The organism is Haemophilus parainfluenzae T3T1 (genome assembly GCF_000210895.1).
Taxonomy (GTDB): Bacteria; Pseudomonadota; Gammaproteobacteria; order Enterobacterales; family Pasteurellaceae; genus Haemophilus_D; species Haemophilus_D parainfluenzae_A.
This window is the reverse complement of sequence record NC_015964.1, coordinates 1,254,490-1,273,808: the sequence shown is the minus strand read 5'-3', so window position 1 is coordinate 1,273,808 and position 19,319 is coordinate 1,254,490. Positions and strand designations below refer to the sequence as shown.

Genomic DNA, 19,319 nt, shown 5'->3' with positions numbered 1-19,319 from the left:
AGGGGCTTAGGGCTTTCCCACAAAAGACAATTTTTCTTTTTTAGCAAATTCTAAAAAGGCTTCAGCTATCCCATCTTGAGTTTTGCCGTCGTGGTTAAACAGGTCGTGCTTAACGATTAAATGTCCATGACTATCCAGTACAGGTGAACCATCTTCATTACGGACAAAGATTTTATCGCCGCTGTTGTCTTTACTCGGCTCCTGCATTGTGGCAAAGAAAATCGGGTAGTCTTCGACTTTCGGGCAAAGTTCATCATGCCATTTTTGCACGAATAAAACGCTGGTTTTGGTGCCAGTATGTGGTTTAAATACATTCCCATGCAAACCAACTACTGCAAGGATACGACAACGTTCTGCAATAAATTCGCGGATGGCTTTATCGGAGCTATTGTTGAAACGACCTTGCGGCAACACGATTGCCATGCGTCCGCCGTCTTTTAAGAAATCCAGGTTGCGTTCGATAAAGAGAATGTCGCGCCCAACTTTGGTTTGGGCTTTGCCGTTGGGCTTCTTCCCCAGTTCGTATTTCGCCAAAATACGGCTTTCTTTTATGTCACCTGCAAACGGCGGATTCGCCATCAGAATGTCGAAACCGAAATCGCGGTTGCTGTCTTTTTGCTTTCTGAGTTTGCGCAAACCTTTCCAACCGTTGCCATAAGTATCGAGCCAGTTTTCGTCTTTAGTTTTTTCATCCCAGCGCTCCCAATCCAACGTGTTTAAATGCAATACGTTGGTTTGCCCGTCGCCTGCAATCAGATTTAGCGTACGTGCAACGCGTACAGCTCTTTCATCAAAATCGATAGCAAAAACTTTCTTGATAACGTAATCAGTACATTCAATAGGCTTTTCTTCGCTGGTAAACAAATGGCTTTTTTCCATGCCTTGCTCTTTTAGAATCTGTTCCCATACGTGGAAGATTGTGTGAACAGGAAAGCCACAACTGCCTGCAGCTGTATCGATAATGGTTTCATCCGCAGCCGGATTGAGCATTTTTACGCACATATCAATCACATAGCGCGGCGTGAAATATTGTCCTTTTTCGCCTTTGCTGGATTTGTTAATCAGGTATTCAAAAGCTTCATCCACCACATCCAAATTGGAATTAAACAGCTTAACATCTTGCAGTGAAGAAACACAGACAGACAAATGCGAAGGGGTAAGCTGGATTTTGCTGTCTTCGGAAAATACCCCTTCCCATTTTTCACAAGCTTTTTCAAATAAATCTTGGATTTTATTTTTTAATTCAATTTCGGTATCACCACTATTACGGAATACTAAATAGCGTTTTTTATTCCGGCCGCTCTCCATTTCGTCATAGAGTTTGGTAAAGATCAGCTTAAAGAGCTCTTCAAATACATCCACGCCAGCATTTGCCAAGACTTCATCTTCCATTTCTAAAATTAAATCTTTCAATGACTTGCGTTCATTGACGAGCTTATCTTTTCGGATTAAATCATCAATAGTGTATTTTTCATTCAATACATCAGACAATTTTTCCGATACTCTCGGTAATGCGGGAATATCTTCAAAGTAATTTGGGTCTTTTCGATGATAAAAAGAAATGGAATCGCCGTTCGTCCATACACCGATTGGTGCGCCTGTGGCATTGCAATAGGATTTGAGCTGTTCTTTACCGTCTTTGAGTTTAGGTTTTTTGAGCTCAACAATGATATAGGCAGAATTCGGATTGTCTTTATCAAATACAACAATATCTGCTCGTTTACTGTCGTCCCGACCAAAGGTAACACTATATTCCAACTGAATACGCTCTGCCGGATAACCGTAGTCATCCATCAAAATCATCAAATACAGCTGACGGACGATTTCTTCAGGTGTTAGCTTGATTTCTTTATTGCGGATGCGGCAATTCAGATAATAGTGGGTTTTGCCTTTAACAATTTTTTCGCTGATTTGAGATTCAAGTTTAGCCACTTGTTCAGGGCTAAATTGAGAAAGTTTGTAGTTAGAATCTTTTAGGATTGCACTTAGGCTAATTGCTTGATTGTCCATTGTATTGTCCGTTAGAAGTTATATAAGAAGATTGTTCAGATTCTAACAAATTACTACTGTGTTTTATACTCATCCCAAATTTTTAATGCATAATTTTACTAAAAAAACTCTCTATTAAATCATCATGTAAAATCGCCTCACCTTGACCGCACTTTGCTTTAATACTAATCAATTTTTAGTATGCATTATTTTCTGATTAATTACTCTTGTGCTACAATCGGCGGCCATAAAAAATATAAGGAGAAATATGCAATCAATCCCCGTCACCAATTCTCAACGAAAAGCATGGAATAAACAAACCATTATATTCCTCTTTGATGTCGCGCTATTTTTTATTTTACTTAATACCCTTCCTTTTGAACCTGCGGCAAACAAAGGATTATCTTTACTCGCATTTGTAGCTATTTTATGGCTTACCGAAGCCGTCAGTGTAACGATCACTGCATTGTTCGTGCCCATTTTATCTGTCCTGTTAGGATTGGCTAATAGTCGTGAAGCGCTTGTTGCCTTTGCGGATCCGACCATTTTCTTATTCTTTGGTGGTTTTGCACTTGCAACCGCATTAAATGTACAAAAAATAGATCAAATGATTTCAAATAAAATCATGCAGTTAGCGCGGGGTCGGTTATCTGTTGCTGTACTCTATTTATTCGTCGCAACAGCATTTTTGTCCATGTGGATGAGCAATACCGCTACTGCTGCAATGATGATCCCACTTTCAATGACTATCTTAAGTCAGTTAGACCGCAATAAAGATCACAATACTTATGTATTTGTGTTATTGGGTATTGCCTACAGTGCCACTATTGGGGGGATGGGTACGCTTGTGGGAAGCCCTCCTAATGCCATCGCTGCCTCTCAGCTTCATTTAGGTTTTGCTGACTGGTTAATGTATGGTACGCCAGTCATGTTAATTTTGTTCCCTGTAATTATTGGTTGGTTATACCTTGTTTTTAAACCCAAACTTGGCCTTCGTTTTGATGCGGAATTTGCCAAAATTCACATGACGAAAAAACGTATTTTAACCTTAACTATCTTTGTGACCGTGGCAATTCTTTGGATTTTTGGTGGTTACATCAATCCAATTCTTTCTCAATTATTAGGTTTACCAAAACCCATTGGCAGTTTTGACAGTATGGTTGCTCTATCGGCTGCAATCGTCATTTGTGTAACTGGTATCGCAAGCTGGAAAGAAGTACAAGACAATACGGAATGGGGCGTGTTATTCCTTTTTGGTGGCGGCTTAACCTTAAGTTCTGTGCTTACCCATTCTGGTGCAAGCAAAATCATGGCGGATGGTATCGTCTTCATCATTGAAGGCGGGCACTACTATGTGATGGCATTAATTGTTGCCGCCTTTATTGTCTGCTTAACTGAGTTTACCTCAAACACAGCAAGTGCTGCTTTACTGGTTCCAATCTTTATTTCTATTGCAAATGCACTGAATATGCCACCACTTGGTTTTGCGATGATTATTGGCCTAGGGGCATCTTGTGCCTTTATGATGCCGGTCGGGACACCACCAAATGCGATTGTGTACTCGACAGGTTTTGTGAAACAATCCGAAATGATCCGCGTGGGTAAATTTATTGATTTAACCTGTATGCTAATTATCGGGACAATTGCTTATATCTTCTGGATGTAACCTTTAAAACCGAAAAAGTGCGGTTAAAAACAAGATGATTTTTAACCGCACTTTTTTATTTTATTTACGCAAACGTTTGCCTGAAATAAAAATTAACGTATAATTCGCACAATTTTTTTACTTAGGGAAACCAAATGAATAACAACCTGCTTTATACGGTGGAAGACAAACCACCTTTCGGATTGAGTTTACTCCTTGCCGCACAGCATTTACTTGCCGCACTAGGGGGAATTATTGCCGTACCATTAGTCATTGGTAACGTCTTAAAATTACCTACCGAAGACACCATTACGCTAGTGAATGCTGCACTCTTGATTTCTGGTGTGGTAACGGTTATCCAATGTAAAGGATTAGGACCTGTGGGTATTCGTTTACCAAGTGTAATGGGGACCAGTTTTACTTTCGTTGCTGCTGCACTTGCCATCGGTTTCAGTGAATATGGCATCGCTGGTATATTAGGCTCTTCTCTCATTGGTTCCTTAGTGATGATTATCGGCAGTTTCTTCATGCCATATATTCGTAAATTGTTCCCACCACTTGTGACAGGGACTGTTGTCATGATGATCGGCTTAAGCCTGATTCCAGTTGCGGTTGACTGGTTTGCAGGTGGTCAACGTGGTGATGCGAATTATGCGACGCCAGAAAATTTAATGATGGCGAGCTTTGTCTTAGTGATCGTGGTCGCTCTCGTGCAATGGGGTAAAGGTATTTTCTCTGCAGCCGCCATCGTTATTGGGATGATGACTGGTTATATCGTCTGTTTAGCGATGGGCTGGGTGAGCTTTGAAGGTGTAAAACAAGCACAAACTTTTGCGATTCCACAACCTCTACACTTTGGTTTAGCCTTCCCTATTTCAGGCATTATCGGTATGTCTATCGCCTATTTAGTGACGATCGTTGAATCAAGCGGTAACTTCTTAGCACTAGGTAATGCCACCAAAACCGAAATCACTGGCAGACATTTACGCGGCGGGGTTTTAGCCGATGGTTTAGGATCTGCCTTAGCGGCCATTATGTCCACTACGCCATTCTCGTCATTCTCACAAAATATCGGCGTGATTTCCTTAACTGGCGTAGCAAGCCGTCACGTGGTTGCGCTAACCGGTGTGCTTCTAGCGCTAGCGGGCTTATTCCCTGTATTCGGTGCATTAATTGTTTCAATTCCATTACCGGTATTGGGCGGTGCAGGCTTAATGATGTTCGCGATGATTATCGCTGCGGGTATTCAAATGTTGGATAAAGTCGCACGTAGTAAACGCAATGGTTTAATCATCGCCATTTCTATTGGCTGTGGCTTAGCGGTGACAACTCGTCCAGAATTGCTTGATAAATTACCGCACTTTTTCAAAGAGGTGCTTGGTTCAGGCATCACAGTAGGCTCATTACTTGCCTTAATTCTTAACCTAGTCCTTCCAGAAGATAAAGTGGAAGAAACAAAAGAATAAAAATGCATCTCAACTAAGGGCAGATTAACGCTGCCCTTTTCTTTTCCTGTAAAACATTTCTAAAACTGACCGCACTTTGTTAAAATCAGGCATCATTTTCCATTTATGAAGGAATAAAAATGGCAGATTTACCTTTCTTCGTTGAGCTCAACGAACAAAATCTTACTGAAACGTTGCAACGTTCGGTGGAAACACCACTTGTCATTAACTTTTATGCACCAAGCCATAAAGAATCAGCTGATTTTGCAAAAGTTCTCCAACGTGTTGCTGAACAACACCAAGGACAATTTATTCTCGGCTTAGTCAATTGTGAAACCGAACAAATGATTGCTGCTCAATTTCGTATTCAAGCATTGCCTACGACCTATCTTTTCAAAGAGGCTCAAGCAATAGATGCGTTCCCTGGTGCATTAGATGAAGCCAGTTTATTACAACGTTTGAGTGCAATTTTGCCAAAAGAAGAAGATTTAAAATTCCAAAAAGCCTTGGATTTTTTACAAGTAGAAGATTACGACTCTGCCCTTCCATTACTGAAAGAAGCCTGGGAACTTTCAGATAAGAAAAACAGCGATGTCGCATTACTTTATGCGGAAACCTATATTGCCATGAAGAAAACGGAACCTGCGGCAGATATTTTAGCGCAAATCCCTATTCAGGATCGTGACAGTCGTTGGCATGGCTTACAGGCACAGATCGAACTTTTAATTAAAGCGGCTGATACGCCAGAAATTCAGCAATTACAAGCGGATTATGCGAAAAATCCAACACCTGAAATTGCGTTGAAATTGGCAGTTCAGCTACATCAAGCCAATCGAAACGAAGAAGCATTGGATTTATTATTTAGCATTCTTAAACAAGATCTTTCTGCGGAAAATGGTGAAGTGAAACAACAGTTTTTATCTATTTTATCAGCCATTGGCAATGCGGATCCTATCACCAATAAATATCGCCGATTGCTGTATTCATTGCTTTACTAATACGATCAACTATTTTTTTATGCATGAAGGCTTTATAATGAACGAATTCCAAAAGCCTCATGCTTTATTTTATAAACAAAGGATTCTTTATGTCAGATGTTAAACACAGCAAATTATTAATTTTAGGTTCAGGCCCTGCAGGTTATACTGCCGCTATTTATGCCGCACGTGCAAACTTAAAACCTGTTTTAGTGACCGGTCTTCAACAAGGTGGCCAACTTACTACCACGGACGAAATTGAAAACTGGCCGGGTGATTTTGAAATGACCACTGGTCCAGGTTTAATGCAACGTATGTTGCAACACGCTGAAAAATTTGAAACGGAAATCGTGTTTGATCATATTAATAAAGTCGATTTATCTTCTCGCCCATTCAAACTTTATGGCGATATGCAAACCTTCACATGTGATGCATTAATCATCGCAACAGGGGCATCAGCACGTTATATCGGATTGGAATCTGAAACCGCTTATAAAGGCCGTGGCGTTTCAGCTTGTGCAACCTGTGATGGTTTCTTCTATCGCAATAAACCGGTTGCCGTTGTCGGTGGCGGAAATACCGCAGTGGAAGAAGCACTTTACTTGGCTAACATTGCTTCTGAAGTGCACTTAATCCACCGTCGCGATAGCTTCCGTGCAGAAAAAATCTTAATCGATCGCTTATACAAAAAAGTCGAAGAAGGCAAAATCGTGCTTCATACTGACCGCACTTTGAATGAAGTGTTAGGCGATAATATGGGCGTAACCGGTGTACGTTTAGAAAACGTGAAAACCGGCGAAAAAGAAGACGTGAAATTAGACGGTTTATTTATTGCCATCGGTCATGCGCCAAATACTGAAATCTTCCAAGGTCAGCTTGAACTTAATAACGGTTATATTGTGGTGAAATCTGGTCTTGAAGGCAATGCAACAGCGACCTCTGTGGAAGGTGTATTTGCTGCAGGTGATGTGATGGATCACAACTATCGTCAAGCCATTACTTCAGCTGGAACAGGCTGTATGGCTGCATTAGATGCTGAACGTTATTTAGATGCACAAGAATAAATAAATTTCCTTATTTATTTTCCCCTCTTTAGCCAAGAGGGGGTAAGGGAGATTTTAAAGAATCAATGCTGAATCAATAAATTCACCCTTCAAACTCCCTCTCAATAGAGAGGGAGAACTTTTTAAATATTAACTCTACAAATCTATGGACAAACTTCGCCAAAAATATTTACAAAAATGGCTTCGTGCGCAGCAACAACCTGTTAAAAAATTAATGCGCACCAATGTTGCCCTTGCCACACTTTCTTCCTTAATTCTTGTGGCTCAAACCTATTTTCTTGCGACATTGCTCGACAAGCTCATTATGCAACATGTCGATCGCGGTGAGCTGGTTCCATATTTTATTGCATTAATCATTACTTTTGCTTTGCGTGCGGTTATTTTATGGCTACGCGAAAAAATTGGCTTTAAAGCAGGTCGATTACTGCGCAACCATATGCGCCAAAAGATCTTAGACAAAATCCATCAAGTTGGTCCCGCAACCATCAATAACAAACCCGCCGGAAGCTGGGCAAGTATCATGCTTGAACAAGTGGAAAATCTGCATAACTTCTATGCGCGTTTCTTACCACAACAAAGTTTGTCTGCCATTGTACCAATGGTGATTTTAATTGCTGTATTCCCACTCAACTGGGCGGCTGGATTGATTTTGATGGTCACGGCTCCGCTTGTGCCTATTTTTATGATTCTAGTAGGAATTGCAGCTGCAGATAGCAGCCAAAAAAATATGGCCACCCTTTCTCGCTTAAGTGCTCAATTCTTGGATCGCTTACGCGGTTTAGAAACCTTGCGCCTTTTCAACCGCACTTCAGAACAAACACAACATATTGAAAATACAACAGAAGACTTCCGTGAAACAACCATGACAGTACTTAAAATGGCGTTTCTCTCTTCTGCCGTGTTAGAGTTTTTCACGTCCATTTCCATTGCTTTAATGGCGGTGTACTTTGGTTTTAGTTATTTAGGCCAAGTCGAATTTGGTACTTATGGCACCATGCTGACCTTATTTACCGGCTTTTTCTGCTTAATTCTTGCACCAGAATTTTATCAACCATTGCGTGATCTCGGGACTTACTATCACGATCGTGCAGCAGGTATTGGTGCTGCTGATGCCATTGTCGATTTCTTAGAAGCAGATTATTTAATTGCACATCAAGGCAATGAACAAATTCCAGCACAAAGTGCGGTCGAAATTCAGGCTGAAAATTTAGTGGCACTTTCTCCACAAGGTCAACCATTAACGAAGCCTCTTTCGTTCCATATTCCGAAAGAAAGCCATATTGCTCTTGTCGGCCAAAGTGGCGCAGGAAAAACCTCTTTAATCAATGTATTACTCGGTTTCTTGCCTTATGAAGGTAGCTTAAAAATTAACGGTGTAGAACTTAATCAAAGCCGTTTAAGCGACTGGCGTAAACAAATTGCGTGGGTCGGTCAAAACCCATTACTACTACAAGGTAGCATCAAAGAAAATCTACTTTTAGGTGATATTCAAGCAACTGATGAGCAAATTGAGCAAGCCTTGATTTCTGCGCAAGCGAAAGAGTTTACCGAGAAATTAGGCTTAGATAGCGAAATTAAAGATGGTGGGATTGGAGTATCCGTAGGTCAAGCTCAACGCTTAGCTATCGCACGCGCTTTACTACGCAAAGGCAATTTATTATTACTCGATGAGCCAACCGCTAGCCTGGATGCTCAGTCAGAGAATCTGGTACTTGCAGCCCTTGCAGAAATGAGCCATAACCAAACGACCTTAATGATCACACACCGTATTGAAGATCTAAAACAATGTGACAATATTTTTGTGATGCAAGAAGGTGAAATTATTCAACAAGGGCATTTCAACCAATTAAAAGATCAAGGCTTCTTTGCCGAATTATTGGCTCAACGAAAAGAGGATATTCAATAATGCGTGCTTTACTTCCCTTTTTACGTTTATTTAAATTCGCCAAGTTGTCTTTATTTTTAGGCTTGGTTTTAATGATTACCGGCCTTGCATCTAGCATAGGCTTGCTGACCACATCGGGTTGGTTTTTAGCTGCAACAGCAATTGCGGGTCTTGGCACGTTATTTAATTTCTTCTATCCTTCTGCTTCTGTGCGTGGGCTTGCCATTGGCCGCACCCTTTTCCGTTATTTTGAAAAGTTGGTGACGCACGACGCGACTTTCCGTATTTTGGCTAAATTACGCGTACAAGTGTTTGAGAAGATTATTCCCTTAAGTCCAGCTGTGTTAAATCGCTACCGTAACAGCGATTTATTAAACCGCTTAGTGTCTGATGTAGATACACTCGATAGCCTTTATCTTCGCTTAATTGCGCCATTTATTACGGCTATTTTTGTGATTCTAGCTATGTGTATTGGCCTAAGTTTTGTCAATGTACCTTTAGCCTTAGGTCTAGGTGCGAGCCTGCTTTTATTGGTATTCGTTATTCCAACCGTTTTCTACCAACTGGGTAAAAAATTTGGCGATAAACTTGTGCATTCACGTGCGCTTTATCGCACCCAATTCTTAGAATTTATCCAAGCACAAGCGGAATTATTGCTCTTTAATGCCGAAGATAAATTGAAAAATAACATGGCAAAAACCGAAGCTAACTGGCAAGCAGACCAACAAAAAGAAGCCAATTTAAGCGGATTTTCAACCGCACTGTCACTCTTCTTAAATGGTTTGATTATTGCCGCCATGTTGTGGTTTAGCTCACAAGCGGAATTTGGCAACGATGAATACCGTATGGCGTTTATTGCGCTTTTCACTTTTGCTGCTTTAGCTTCATTTGAAATCTTAATGCCATTAGGCTCGGCATTCTTACATATCGGGCAAGTAATTGCTTCAGCTGAACGCGTGACAGATATTATCGAGCAGCAACCATTAGTGACCTTTAATGGCAAAGCGGAATTCGATCAAAACACCACAACATTAATTGAAGCGAAAGATCTTTCTTTTACTTATCCTGAACGTCAAAATCGTGCTTTAGAGAGTTTGAATTTAACCATTCAAAAAGGCCAAAAAGTCGCGATTTTAGGTAAAACAGGTAGCGGAAAATCCACTTTATTACAGCTTTTAGTGCGTAATTATGATGCCAACCAAGGAGAATTATTCCTTGCTGGCAAGCCAATTGCTGATTATGCAGAAGACACATTACGCAGCCAATTCTGCTTTTTAACACAACGTGTTCATGTATTTAGTGATACGCTTCGTCAAAATCTGCAATTCGCAAGTGCGGTCAATATTTCAGATGAAAAAATGATCGAGGTGTTAAATCAGGTTGGTTTAGGAAAATTGTTGGAACAAGAACAAGGCCTAGATATTTGGCTAGGCGATGGCGGCCGTCCACTATCTGGTGGAGAACAACGTCGTTTAGGCTTAGCACGTATTTTGCTTAATGATGCGCCAATTTTATTATTAGATGAGCCAACCGAAGGTTTAGACCGCGAAACTGAACGCCAAATTCTGCGTTTAATTCTTGCCCATGCTGAAAATAAAACCTTAATTATGGTGACTCACCGCTTAACGGCGATTGAGCAATTTGATGAACTTTGTGTGATTGATGAAGCGAAGCTAATTGAAAAAGGCACTTACGCAGAATTATTGCAATTAGAAAAAGGGTTCTTCAAACAATTAGTTGAGCGAGTGTAAAATAAGAAAGGATAAGTTGGGTGGAAATCTTCCCAGCTGATTCTCGGCACACAGAAATTCCGACTTTGGCTGCTTTCTTCCGAACCTGACCGAGTAAACCGGACACCGTTGCGAGAGACCGAGAAGATTTCCATTGATATCGCAATGCGATTAGGTGGGCTATTATGCAAGAATTGGCCCTGTATTGCAAAGGTTAATTTATCAATTCGGTGAATTTGACGAGAAAATCAACCGCACTTTTAAGGCAAAACCATGAACTATCTCCAATACTACCCGACAGATGTTGTAAATGGCGAAGGCACCCGTTGCACCCTTTTCGTGAGCGGCTGTACGCATGGTTGCCGTGGTTGTTACAATCAAAAGAGCTGGTCTTTTGATAATGGCGTATTATTCGATGAAGCGATGGAACAACAGATCATCAATGATTTAAAAGATACGCGCATTAAACGTCAAGGGCTCACGCTTTCAGGTGGAGATCCGATGCATCCTCGTAATGTTGAAGCCTTACTTCCTTTTGTACAGCGTGTAAAAAAAGAATGCCCTGATAAGGATATTTGGGTGTGGACGGGTTATAAACTGGATGAACTTGATGATTATCAACGTCAAATGTTGCCTTATATTGATGTGCTTATTGATGGAAAATTTATACAAGAACAGGCTGACCCAAGCTTGGTTTGGCGTGGTTCAGCCAATCAAGTGATTTATCGTTTTAAGGTTTAACCGAATAAGGTTAAGCTATTCTGCCAAGCCGTTTCTTTAATCACTTCAGCATTTTCACTTCTTAAACGGCATAACGCCTCAAAGGTGTGAACTATCCGCTCTGGTCGATTAGGTTGTCCTTGAAAGCCAAACACCGGCATATCTGGTGTATCCGTTTCTAATACCAATGCCTCTAATGGTAACTTCGCAATTGCTTGGCGCGTTTTATTCGCACGTTCATAAGTGATGGTACCACCTACGCCAATTTTATAGCCTAAATCCACAAATCGTTTTGCTTGATCATAACTTCCAGAAAAACCATGCACCACGCCACATTTTGTCAAATTAGCCTGTTTCAAAAAACGGAATAATTGCTCGTGGGATTTCCGACTATGTAAATTGACCGACAGATTGTATTTCTTCGCTAAATAAAGCTGACTTTCTAAAAAGTGCTGTTGCTTTTGCCATAATTCATCAGTCAATAAATCAGGAATTGCACATTCTAAGCCAATTTCTGCTACGGCTGTACAATTTTGATTACGAACAGATAATGCCGCATCCAATATCTCTAAATCATGCTCTTGATGCTCTTTGATATAAAGAGGATGCAACCCAAGCCCACAATAAAGATGCTCAGGGAAAAGTGCGGTCATATTTTGGATCGTTTTAAAATCCGGCTCTTTTACCGCCACAATCAAGATTTTTTGCACATCAACTTGCTTAGCATTATCCACCAGCTGAGCTAATGGCTCTCCCGTGTCATGATGAAGATAATCGAGGTGGGTATGAGTATCGAAGAAAGGCATTGCGTTATTTCACTTAAGAAAAAAAGTGTGTAGATTACGCATCCACACACCGAATTAATTATTCTACAGACACCGATGTAATCACGACATCTTCTGTTGGAACATCTTGGTGGAAACCTTTATTACCGGTTTTTACTTTTTTGATTTTATCAACCACATCCATGCCTTCAACCACTTCACCGAATACGGCATATCCCCATTCTTGCACAACTTCACGGCCAAACATCTCTTTTGAACGGTAGTTTAAGAAGTCATTATCTGCCACGTTAATGAAGAATTGTGCCGTTGCAGAATGTGGATCAGAGGTACGCGCCATGGCGATTGTGCCACGTTTGTTACTTAAACGATTGTTAGCTTCATTTTGGATCGGTGCGTTTGTTGCTTTTTCACGCATTCCGCTTTCCATACCACCGCCTTGGATCATAAATCCATCAATAACACGATGGAAAATTGTGTTATTATAGAAACCGTTTTTACAATAATTTAAAAAGTTTTCTGCAGTGATTGGCGCTTTATCAAAATCAAGTTTAATTTTAATATCGCCAAAATTTGTGTGTAATGTAACCATGTTGTTTTCCTCTTGAAAATTAAGGCATTCATTATTCCACAAATGGCGAGAAAGTGCCACAATGAGCAGAAAAAGTGCGGTCGTTTTCCAACCAGTTCTAAGAGAAAAAATATGCTAAAGATCTTTAATACCCTCACTCGAGAAAAAGAAGTATTCAAACCTATCCATGAAGGAAAAGTGGGTATGTATGTGTGCGGCGTGACCGTTTACGATTTATGCCATATTGGCCATGGCCGTACCTTTGTATGTTTTGATGTGATTGCCCGCTATTTACGTTCTTTAGGTTACGATTTAACTTATGTGCGTAATATCACGGATGTGGATGATAAAATCATTAAACGTGCATTAGAAAACAAAGAAACCTGCGATCAACTTGTAGATCGCATGGTGCAAGAAATGTATAAAGATTTTGATGCGTTAAATGTACTACGTCCAGATTTTGAGCCTCGTGCGACGCATCATATTCCAGAAATTATTGAGATTGTGGAAAAACTGATTGCACGTGGTCATGCTTATGTTGCAGACAATGGCGACGTGATGTTTGATGTAGAAAGCTTTAAGGAATACGGCAAATTATCACGCCAAGATCTCGACCAATTACAAGCTGGAGCACGTATTGAAATTAATGAAATCAAGAAAAACCCAATGGATTTCGTGCTTTGGAAAATGTCAAAAGAAAACGAACCAAGCTGGCCATCACCATGGGGCGCAGGTCGTCCAGGTTGGCACATTGAATGTTCGGCAATGAACTGCAAACAACTTGGCGAACATTTTGATATTCATGGTGGCGGTTCTGATTTAATGTTCCCGCATCACGAAAATGAAATTGCGCAATCTTGCTGTGCTCATGGCGGCCAATATGTGAATTATTGGATCCATTCCGGCATGATCATGGTAGATAAAGAAAAAATGTCGAAATCCCTCGGCAACTTCTTCACTATTCGTGATGTATTAAACCACTACAATGCAGAAGCGGTGCGTTATTTCTTACTAACGGCACACTATCGTAGCCAACTCAATTATAGTGAAGAAAACCTGAATTTAGCACAAGGTGCATTAGAACGTTTGTATACCGCTTTACGTGGCACCGATCAAAGTGCGGTTGCTTTGGGCGGTGAAAATTTTGTGGAAGCCTTCCGTGAGGCAATGGATGATGATTTCAATACACCGAATGCCCTTTCTGTCTTATTTGAAATGGCGCGTGAAATCAATAAATTGAAAACTGAAGATGCAGAAAAAGCCAATGGTCTTGCTGCTCGTTTACGTGAATTAGCGGGTATCTTAGGTTTACTTCAACAAGATCCAGAAAAATTCTTACAAGCTGGTTCTGACGATGATGAAGTCGCAAAAATTGAAGCGCTTATCAAACAACGAAACGAAGCGCGTGCTGCTAAAGATTGGGCTGCTGCAGATGCGGCTCGTAATGAACTCACTGCAATGGGAATTGTGTTAGAAGACGGCCCTAACGGCACGACGTGGCGTAAACAATAACCTCGCAATTTTTCACATCAATTTTCCATTTTTTCAAACTCAAGGTGTAGCTATTCCGCTCAACCTTCATTCAGGTAACTCAAAGTATGAGTCGCCGAGGTAACTGTTGGGATAATGCTCCAATGGAGCGTTGGTTCCGCAGCTTTAAATATGAATGGATGCAAGAGGGCGACTATATAACCTTGGGGCAAGCGATGGACGATGTGAGAGCTTATGTGATGTATTACAATTTTGTTCGCCCACATCGTTACAATCAAGGTTTGGCGCCTGTTTTAACAAAAAAAACCTATCGGGGACTGTTAAATTAGCTGATCACTACATTAATCAGTAAAAGATAAAAGGGCGAAGATTATTAGAATCTTTGCCCTTAATGTTATCTGCATTTTTACAAAAAATAATATTTTCAATTTTTGAAAAAAAGTGTAAGAAAAAAAGCTTATCTCCGACTAATAGAATAACTAGGAAGCATTTCCTACCATAATGAACTAAATAGTTTCATAAAATAGGTAATCAATCAGAGGAAAAAATGAAAGATTGTAAGATGCAAGGTATCAGCAGCGGCGTGAGTTTATTGATTCTACGCTTTTTTCTTGCGTGGGAATTTTTAGAGGCAGGGTTAGAAAAATGGAATGGTCAAAATTGGTTTACTGAAATACAAGATCGTTTTCCTTTTCCATTTAATCTTATTCCAGCCGATATTAATTGGCACGTTGCAATGGGATCTGAATTAATTTTCCCATTCTTGCTGATATTTGGGGTGCTAACACGTTTTAGTGCATTAAGTTTAACGATTTTAATCTCTGTCGCGTGGTATAGCATTCACGCCGATTCAGGTTATAACGTTTGTGATAATGGTTATAAATTACCCTTAATTTATGTGGTAACTTTATTAATCTTAATTACGCAGGGAGCAGGGAAACTCTCTTTAGACACGCTTATTAAGAAGGTTTATCCAACTAAAAGCTGGTTGAAATTCCTCTAACTATATATTCAATATCAAATTCTAGGAGATTTAAATGAAAAAATTATCCACTTTAGCCGCATTAGCAGGAGCATTAACGATGACAGTAGCTACTGTTGCACACGCTGAGCCAAAATCAAGCAGTACAGATAAAGCTGCAACACCTTGTGTAGGTGATAAATGTGTGAAAACAAAAGCTGCAGAAGGTAAATGCGGAGAAGGCAAATGTGGTGCAAACGAAACGAAAGCCGCAGAAGGTAAATGTGGTGAAGGTAAATGTGGTGCGAGCAAACCAAAAGCTGCAGAAGGTAAATGTGGTGAAGGTAAATGTGGCTCTAAATAATCGTATTTAAATCTAGATGCCATACATAACACTGGTGTAAATTTACGCCAGTGTTGTATTAAAAGGAGTAAATAATTATGTTACAAGGTGCAGGATTAGGGTATCGTCGAGATTTAGCAGATGATTTTTTGAATTTATCATCAAATAATGCGATTCAGTTTATGGAAGTTGCTCCAGAAAATTGGGTAAAAATGGGAGGAGCTGCTCGTTATAAATTTGATCAAGCCGCTGAAAGATATCCACTTGCGGTACACGGACTATCACTTTCATTAGGCGGGCAAGCACCACTTGATCGCGAGTTATTAAAAAATACTAAAGCATTAATGACTCAATATAATTCGACATTTTTTTCTGAACATTTGAGTTATTGTGAATGTGAAGGGCATTTATATGATTTATTACCTATGCCATTTACTGAAGAAGCTGTAAAACACGTAGCACAGAGAATCCGCTATGTGCAAGATTTTTTAGGATTGCAAATTTCATTAGAAAACACCTCTTATTATTTACACTCTCCCACCAGCACAATGAATGAAGTAGAATTTTTAAATGCTATTGCACAAGAAGCGGATTGTAGTATTCATTTAGATGTGAATAATATTTATGTAAATGGCATCAATCACGGTTTACTTGATCCTTATGTTTTTTTAGATCAAGTAGATGTGAAACGTGTCAATTACATTCATATTGCAGGACACGACGAAGAACATTCTGCGGCACAAGTTGTGGAGGATTTAGAAGGGGAATCATTTAATAAAATAAAAGGGGCATATCGCTATTTACCAGAGTTATTAATTGATACGCACGGTGAGGCAGTAAAAGGTACTGTGTGGGATTTATTAGAATATGCCTATCAACGACTACCTGTCATTCCGCCAACATTATTAGAGCGTGATTTCAATTTCCCTCCATTTGCAGAACTTTATGCTGAAGTTGAACATATTGCACAACTACAGCAAAAATATGCTCAAAAAGAGGTAATATCCTATGCAGCCTAAACCTTCGCTTATTGAAACACAAAAAGCACTTGCCACAGCAGTTCGATTGGCTAATGCTCAACCTCTAAATGGTTATGCTCCGAATCGCCTTGCTGTTTATGCTCGTTTAGTTCGAAATAACATCTTTGGTTTTATTGACCGTTGTTTTGTTGAAGCGCCTAAACACGTTTCTGCTGAGAGTTGGTCTCAGACAAAAGAATTTTTTGTATTAAAAGGAAAATCACATTCGCCTTATTTTCAAGATATTGCTGGAGAATTTCTCTTATTTTGTCAAGAAAAAGAGAGTTTTGACGCCAATATACTGGCATTGATGGATTTTGAAAATACTCAATTACTTGCAGAAGTTTCTTTAGCAAAAGTACCTGAAAAATTTGAGTGGAATAAGTATAGCGTAATGCAGTTATCTGATGCCGCTTATTTAAAAAGCTATGAAGTCGATTTTTTATCAAGCGATTTTAAACAATTTGATGAAAACCCTATGCAAGCTGTTATATGGCGGGATAGCGATTTTAATATTCTGCAACAACGCTTATCTGAACTTGACTTTTGGCTATTAAGTTATATACAAGAACAACCTTCGTCTTTAGAAGAGGTATTATCTGCCTTAAATACAGTTGTTGAAGATAGCACTCCCTTAATTCCATTATTGGAAAACACCTGGGTGAATTGGATTAATGCTGAAGTGCTTTATCCCAAAGTATGAGTCGCCGAGGTAACTGTTGGGATAATGCCCCAATGGAGCGTTGGTTTCGCAGCTTTAAATATGAATGGATGCAAGAGGGCGACTATATAACCTTGAGGCAAGCGATGGACGATGTGAGAGTTTATGTGATGTATTACAATTTTGTTCGCCCACATCGTTACAATCAAGGTTTGCCACCTGTTTTAACAAAAACAACCTATCGGGAACTGTTGAATTAGCTGATCACTCCATCCCTATTGAGTTAAAATTTCAATAGTAATTTTAAGGTTTTCAATCGGTTAAACCTTTGTGCAACTGCTACATAATACCGCCATTTTATCATTTTGCATCGGCATCGACTCTTTGGTCATAGGCATGGGAGCTTTTGTCATTGACATCTCATTGGATTTCATATCTATCGCATAAAGACTGGTTGCAAAGAAAAGTGCAGCAATAGCAGTAAAGGTTGTTTTTACAGTAATATTTTTCATTTTGAATCTTCCTTAATTTGTGAATAATTAGCGTGATCTAGAAAGGTCTTTTCCTTTCATTATCATTAGACGAATGAGAACCTATTTCTTACACATTTTCCAAGGAAAAAATATGGAAACCGGAATTTCCGATAAAGAACTGATACAAATTAGAGAGCAAATGCTGAAGTTTGCCACATTACAGGTGAGTAATCCTGTATTAGCTGAAGATTTGGTTCAAGAAAGTTTTTTGAGTGCATTTAACAATCTCGAGCACTTTAAGCGACAAGCCGCATTTAAAACGTGGGTCTTTGCTATCTTAAAAAATAAAATCATCGATTTTCTTCGCCAGAAAGGCAAATTTGTCCTTGAAACCGAAATAGAAGATGAAGAACAAACCAATCATTTCTTTGATGAAGGGGGACACTGGAAAGCTGAACATTCTCCACTCGATCTCGAACTGAGCGAAGGTGCGGTCTATTCCGAAGAGTTTTGGCTGATTTTTGAAACTTGCTTAACTTGCCTACCTGCCAAACAAGCCAAGATTTTTATGATGAGAGAGTTTTTGGAATTATCTTCTGAAGAAATTTGCCAAGAAAATCAACTAAGCATAAGTAACTTGCACACAACACTCTATCGTGCCCGCTTACAACTTCAAAACTGCTTATCTCATAAACTTTAAGGAGTGACTTTATGAAATGTCGTCAAGCGACTCGACTTATTTCAGATGCTCAAGAACGCCCATTAATGACTAAAGAAAAAATTGGGCTCAATGTGCATCTTGCTATTTGTACACATTGCCGTAAATTTCAACGAAATTGTGGCACATTGAGAAAATTAATGAAGGATTTCAGAGAATAAAAAAGCGGAAGAGAACTTCCGCTTATTACTCTATTACTTCGCAATTAACGCTGTTGCACGAGAAATGACTTCTTTGATTTCATCATCCGTCAATTTACCTTCTTTCACAAATTGCACTTTGCCGGTTTTATCAAGCAAAATAATCACGCTGTCTTTTTCACGTAATCCCCATGCATTTTTGACCGCACTTTTATCATCTAAAATCACTTGGCTATGGGCATTTTCTTTTTTGCCTTTTTCTGCGCTATTTTTCACAAACATGCCCGTGCCCACAACAGCATCATCAGCATTAATAATGGTTGTGGTTTGATATTTAGCTTGGTTAAAATGAGCTGCTTTGATAGCTTCAATCATCGCTTGATTTTTCTCTTTTGCTGCACTTCTGCCTGCAATATGTTGAATCACTCGTACTTTGCCAGGTAATGCTGTTGAGCTCCATGATTTATACGCCACATCATTGCCATTTAAAGTGATTTCGCCCTTATCTGAAACCATTACGTTCGCTAAAAGTTGGTTAGGTTGGATATTGTGAGCGAATGCATTAACTGAGATTAAACTCCCCATCACTGCACTCAAAAACATAATTTTTTTCATAAATACCTCATAAATTCCGTGAAATTGCCCATTTTTTGGCGAATAGTCACTTTTTTGTTATACTCCGTGCGCATTATACTTTGCTTAAAT

General features: G+C 39.6%; 19 protein-coding genes, 1 other RNA gene and 2 pseudogenes. 16 read left to right on the top strand and 6 right to left on the bottom strand.

Annotation, left to right across the window (positions count from 1 at the left end):
• Nucleotides 1-6: 6 nt before the first annotated feature.
• Complete coding sequence (locus PARA_RS06480; protein WP_041918243.1) at nucleotides 7-2,010, bottom strand: N-6 DNA methylase; 2,004 nt, start codon at nucleotides 2,008-2,010, stop codon at nucleotides 7-9.
• 247 nt (nucleotides 2,011-2,257) lie between these two features.
• Here PARA_RS06480 and PARA_RS06475 point away from each other — a divergent pair, with 247 nt between their 5' ends.
• The 6 genes from PARA_RS06475 to cydC all read left to right on the top strand — a co-directional run bounded on the left by PARA_RS06475 (nucleotide 2,258) and on the right by cydC (nucleotide 10,756).
• Nucleotides 2,258-3,655: a DASS family sodium-coupled anion symporter gene (locus PARA_RS06475; protein ID WP_014065053.1), complete on the top strand. Its 1,398-nt coding sequence runs from the start codon at nucleotides 2,258-2,260 to the stop codon at nucleotides 3,653-3,655.
• A 134-nt stretch (nucleotides 3,656-3,789) separates the two neighbouring features.
• A complete protein-coding gene (locus PARA_RS06470) occupies nucleotides 3,790-5,100 on the top strand; it encodes a nucleobase:cation symporter-2 family protein (RefSeq protein WP_005696495.1) in 1,311 nt (436 codons plus the stop codon).
• Nucleotides 5,101-5,219: 119 nt separating this feature from the next.
• Nucleotides 5,220-6,077 (top strand): co-chaperone YbbN, encoded by an 858-nt coding sequence (locus PARA_RS06465; RefSeq protein WP_014065052.1) that lies wholly within the window; start codon nucleotides 5,220-5,222, stop codon nucleotides 6,075-6,077.
• Nucleotides 6,078-6,166: 89 nt separating this feature from the next.
• Complete coding sequence (gene trxB / locus PARA_RS06460) at nucleotides 6,167-7,120, top strand: thioredoxin-disulfide reductase (protein ID WP_005699879.1); 954 nt, start codon at nucleotides 6,167-6,169, stop codon at nucleotides 7,118-7,120.
• 145 nt (nucleotides 7,121-7,265) lie between these two features.
• A complete protein-coding gene (gene cydD, locus PARA_RS06455; RefSeq protein WP_014065051.1) occupies nucleotides 7,266-9,026 on the top strand; it encodes a heme ABC transporter permease/ATP-binding protein CydD in 1,761 nt (586 codons plus the stop codon).
• Entirely contained in the window at nucleotides 9,026-10,756 is a 1,731-nt protein-coding gene (cydC, locus tag PARA_RS06450; protein ID WP_014065050.1) for a heme ABC transporter ATP-binding protein/permease CydC, read from the top strand. Before cydD ends, cydC begins: the two co-directional genes overlap by 1 nt.
• A 26-nt stretch (nucleotides 10,757-10,782) precedes the next feature.
• On the opposite strand, the gene ffs is transcribed toward cydC, so the two are convergent.
• Nucleotides 10,783-10,881: signal recognition particle sRNA small type (gene ffs, locus PARA_RS10315), an RNA gene on the bottom strand.
• Between the two features lie 127 nt (nucleotides 10,882-11,008).
• Between ffs and nrdG the strand changes: the two genes are divergently transcribed.
• Nucleotides 11,009-11,476, top strand: a complete 468-nt coding sequence (gene nrdG / locus PARA_RS06445) for an anaerobic ribonucleoside-triphosphate reductase-activating protein (protein WP_005696501.1) — start codon at nucleotides 11,009-11,011, stop codon at nucleotides 11,474-11,476.
• On the opposite strand, the gene PARA_RS06440 is transcribed toward nrdG, so the two are convergent.
• Both PARA_RS06440 and PARA_RS06435 read right to left on the bottom strand, forming a co-directional pair.
• Nucleotides 11,473-12,261, bottom strand: a complete 789-nt coding sequence (locus PARA_RS06440) for a TatD family hydrolase (RefSeq protein ID WP_014065049.1) — start codon at nucleotides 12,259-12,261, stop codon at nucleotides 11,473-11,475. The genes nrdG and PARA_RS06440 overlap by 4 nt on opposite strands.
• 58 nt (nucleotides 12,262-12,319) lie before the next feature.
• Entirely contained in the window at nucleotides 12,320-12,829 is a 510-nt protein-coding gene (locus PARA_RS06435; protein ID WP_005699853.1) for a peptidylprolyl isomerase, read from the bottom strand.
• Nucleotides 12,830-12,940: 111 nt separating this feature from the next.
• Here PARA_RS06435 and cysS point away from each other — a divergent pair, with 111 nt between their 5' ends.
• From cysS to PARA_RS10310, 7 genes and pseudogenes are all read left to right on the top strand, one after another.
• Nucleotides 12,941-14,320 (top strand): cysteine--tRNA ligase, encoded by a 1,380-nt coding sequence (cysS, locus tag PARA_RS06430; protein WP_014065048.1) that lies wholly within the window; start codon nucleotides 12,941-12,943, stop codon nucleotides 14,318-14,320.
• Nucleotides 14,321-14,391: 71 nt separating this feature from the next.
• Nucleotides 14,392-14,628, top strand: a pseudogene (locus PARA_RS06425) (integrase core domain-containing protein); the annotation flags it as partial.
• A 233-nt stretch (nucleotides 14,629-14,861) separates the two neighbouring features.
• Nucleotides 14,862-15,302 (top strand): DoxX family protein, encoded by a 441-nt coding sequence (locus tag PARA_RS06420; protein ID WP_005699852.1) that lies wholly within the window; start codon nucleotides 14,862-14,864, stop codon nucleotides 15,300-15,302.
• Nucleotides 15,303-15,336: 34 nt separating this feature from the next.
• Nucleotides 15,337-15,624, top strand: coding sequence for a hypothetical protein (locus tag PARA_RS06415; protein WP_005696509.1), 288 nt, complete (start codon nucleotides 15,337-15,339; stop codon nucleotides 15,622-15,624).
• A 77-nt stretch (nucleotides 15,625-15,701) separates the two neighbouring features.
• A complete protein-coding gene (locus tag PARA_RS06410; RefSeq protein WP_009501044.1) occupies nucleotides 15,702-16,622 on the top strand; it encodes a DUF692 domain-containing protein in 921 nt (306 codons plus the stop codon).
• A complete protein-coding gene (locus PARA_RS06405; protein ID WP_014065046.1) occupies nucleotides 16,612-17,325 on the top strand; it encodes a DNA-binding domain-containing protein in 714 nt (237 codons plus the stop codon). Before PARA_RS06410 ends, PARA_RS06405 begins: the two co-directional genes overlap by 11 nt.
• Nucleotides 17,310-17,543: pseudogene (locus PARA_RS10310) on the top strand (integrase core domain-containing protein); the annotation flags it as partial. The gene PARA_RS06405 and the pseudogene PARA_RS10310, both read left to right, overlap by 16 nt.
• 60 nt (nucleotides 17,544-17,603) lie before the next feature.
• Here the strand turns inward: PARA_RS10310 and PARA_RS06400 are convergent.
• Nucleotides 17,604-17,795 (bottom strand): hypothetical protein, encoded by a 192-nt coding sequence (locus PARA_RS06400; RefSeq protein WP_005696515.1) that lies wholly within the window; start codon nucleotides 17,793-17,795, stop codon nucleotides 17,604-17,606.
• A 112-nt stretch (nucleotides 17,796-17,907) separates the two neighbouring features.
• On the opposite strand from PARA_RS06400, the gene PARA_RS06395 reads away from it, so the two are divergent.
• Both PARA_RS06395 and PARA_RS06390 read left to right on the top strand, forming a co-directional pair.
• The gene (locus PARA_RS06395) at nucleotides 17,908-18,456 is read left to right on the top strand and encodes a sigma-70 family RNA polymerase sigma factor (RefSeq protein ID WP_041918242.1); all 549 of its coding nucleotides are present in this window, start codon (nucleotides 17,908-17,910) and stop codon (nucleotides 18,454-18,456) included.
• An 11-nt stretch (nucleotides 18,457-18,467) separates the two neighbouring features.
• Complete coding sequence (locus PARA_RS06390; RefSeq protein WP_014065043.1) at nucleotides 18,468-18,635, top strand: zf-HC2 domain-containing protein; 168 nt, start codon at nucleotides 18,468-18,470, stop codon at nucleotides 18,633-18,635.
• A 33-nt stretch (nucleotides 18,636-18,668) separates the two neighbouring features.
• Here the strand turns inward: PARA_RS06390 and PARA_RS06385 are convergent, their stop codons facing one another.
• Nucleotides 18,669-19,229 carry a YtfJ family protein gene (locus tag PARA_RS06385; protein WP_014065042.1) on the bottom strand — a complete coding sequence of 187 codons (561 nt, stop codon included), beginning with the start codon at nucleotides 19,227-19,229 and terminating at the stop codon, nucleotides 18,669-18,671.
• Nucleotides 19,230-19,319: the final 90 nt, after the last annotated feature.

Bases quoted from the DNA above. Each gene is read 5' to 3' on its own strand.
- trxB (WP_005699879.1), top strand. From the start codon at position 6,167: ATGTCAGATGTTAAACACAGCAAATTATTAATTTTAGGTTCAGGCCCT.
- cydD (WP_014065051.1), top strand. From the start codon at position 7,266: ATGGACAAACTTCGCCAAAAATATTTACAAAAATGGCTTCGTGCGCAG.
- PARA_RS06465 (WP_014065052.1), top strand. From the start codon at position 5,220: ATGGCAGATTTACCTTTCTTCGTTGAGCTCAACGAACAAAATCTTACT.
- PARA_RS06390 (WP_014065043.1), top strand. From the start codon at position 18,468: ATGAAATGTCGTCAAGCGACTCGACTTATTTCAGATGCTCAAGAACGC.
- PARA_RS06480 (WP_041918243.1), bottom strand. From the start codon at position 2,010: ATGGACAATCAAGCAATTAGCCTAAGTGCAATCCTAAAAGATTCTAAC.
- PARA_RS06475 (WP_014065053.1), top strand. From the start codon at position 2,258: ATGCAATCAATCCCCGTCACCAATTCTCAACGAAAAGCATGGAATAAA.
- cysS (WP_014065048.1), top strand. From the start codon at position 12,941: ATGCTAAAGATCTTTAATACCCTCACTCGAGAAAAAGAAGTATTCAAA.
- PARA_RS06470 (WP_005696495.1), top strand. From the start codon at position 3,790: ATGAATAACAACCTGCTTTATACGGTGGAAGACAAACCACCTTTCGGA.
- PARA_RS06420 (WP_005699852.1), top strand. From the start codon at position 14,862: ATGCAAGGTATCAGCAGCGGCGTGAGTTTATTGATTCTACGCTTTTTT.
- PARA_RS06395 (WP_041918242.1), top strand. From the start codon at position 17,908: ATGGAAACCGGAATTTCCGATAAAGAACTGATACAAATTAGAGAGCAA.
- PARA_RS06415 (WP_005696509.1), top strand. From the start codon at position 15,337: ATGAAAAAATTATCCACTTTAGCCGCATTAGCAGGAGCATTAACGATG.
- PARA_RS06385 (WP_014065042.1), bottom strand. From the start codon at position 19,229: ATGAAAAAAATTATGTTTTTGAGTGCAGTGATGGGGAGTTTAATCTCA.
- PARA_RS06405 (WP_014065046.1), top strand. From the start codon at position 16,612: ATGCAGCCTAAACCTTCGCTTATTGAAACACAAAAAGCACTTGCCACA.
- nrdG (WP_005696501.1), top strand. From the start codon at position 11,009: ATGAACTATCTCCAATACTACCCGACAGATGTTGTAAATGGCGAAGGC.
- PARA_RS06440 (WP_014065049.1), bottom strand. From the start codon at position 12,261: ATGCCTTTCTTCGATACTCATACCCACCTCGATTATCTTCATCATGAC.
- PARA_RS06435 (WP_005699853.1), bottom strand. From the start codon at position 12,829: ATGGTTACATTACACACAAATTTTGGCGATATTAAAATTAAACTTGAT.
- cydC (WP_014065050.1), top strand. From the start codon at position 9,026: ATGCGTGCTTTACTTCCCTTTTTACGTTTATTTAAATTCGCCAAGTTG.
- PARA_RS06400 (WP_005696515.1), bottom strand. From the start codon at position 17,795: ATGAAAAATATTACTGTAAAAACAACCTTTACTGCTATTGCTGCACTT.
- PARA_RS06410 (WP_009501044.1), top strand. From the start codon at position 15,702: ATGTTACAAGGTGCAGGATTAGGGTATCGTCGAGATTTAGCAGATGAT.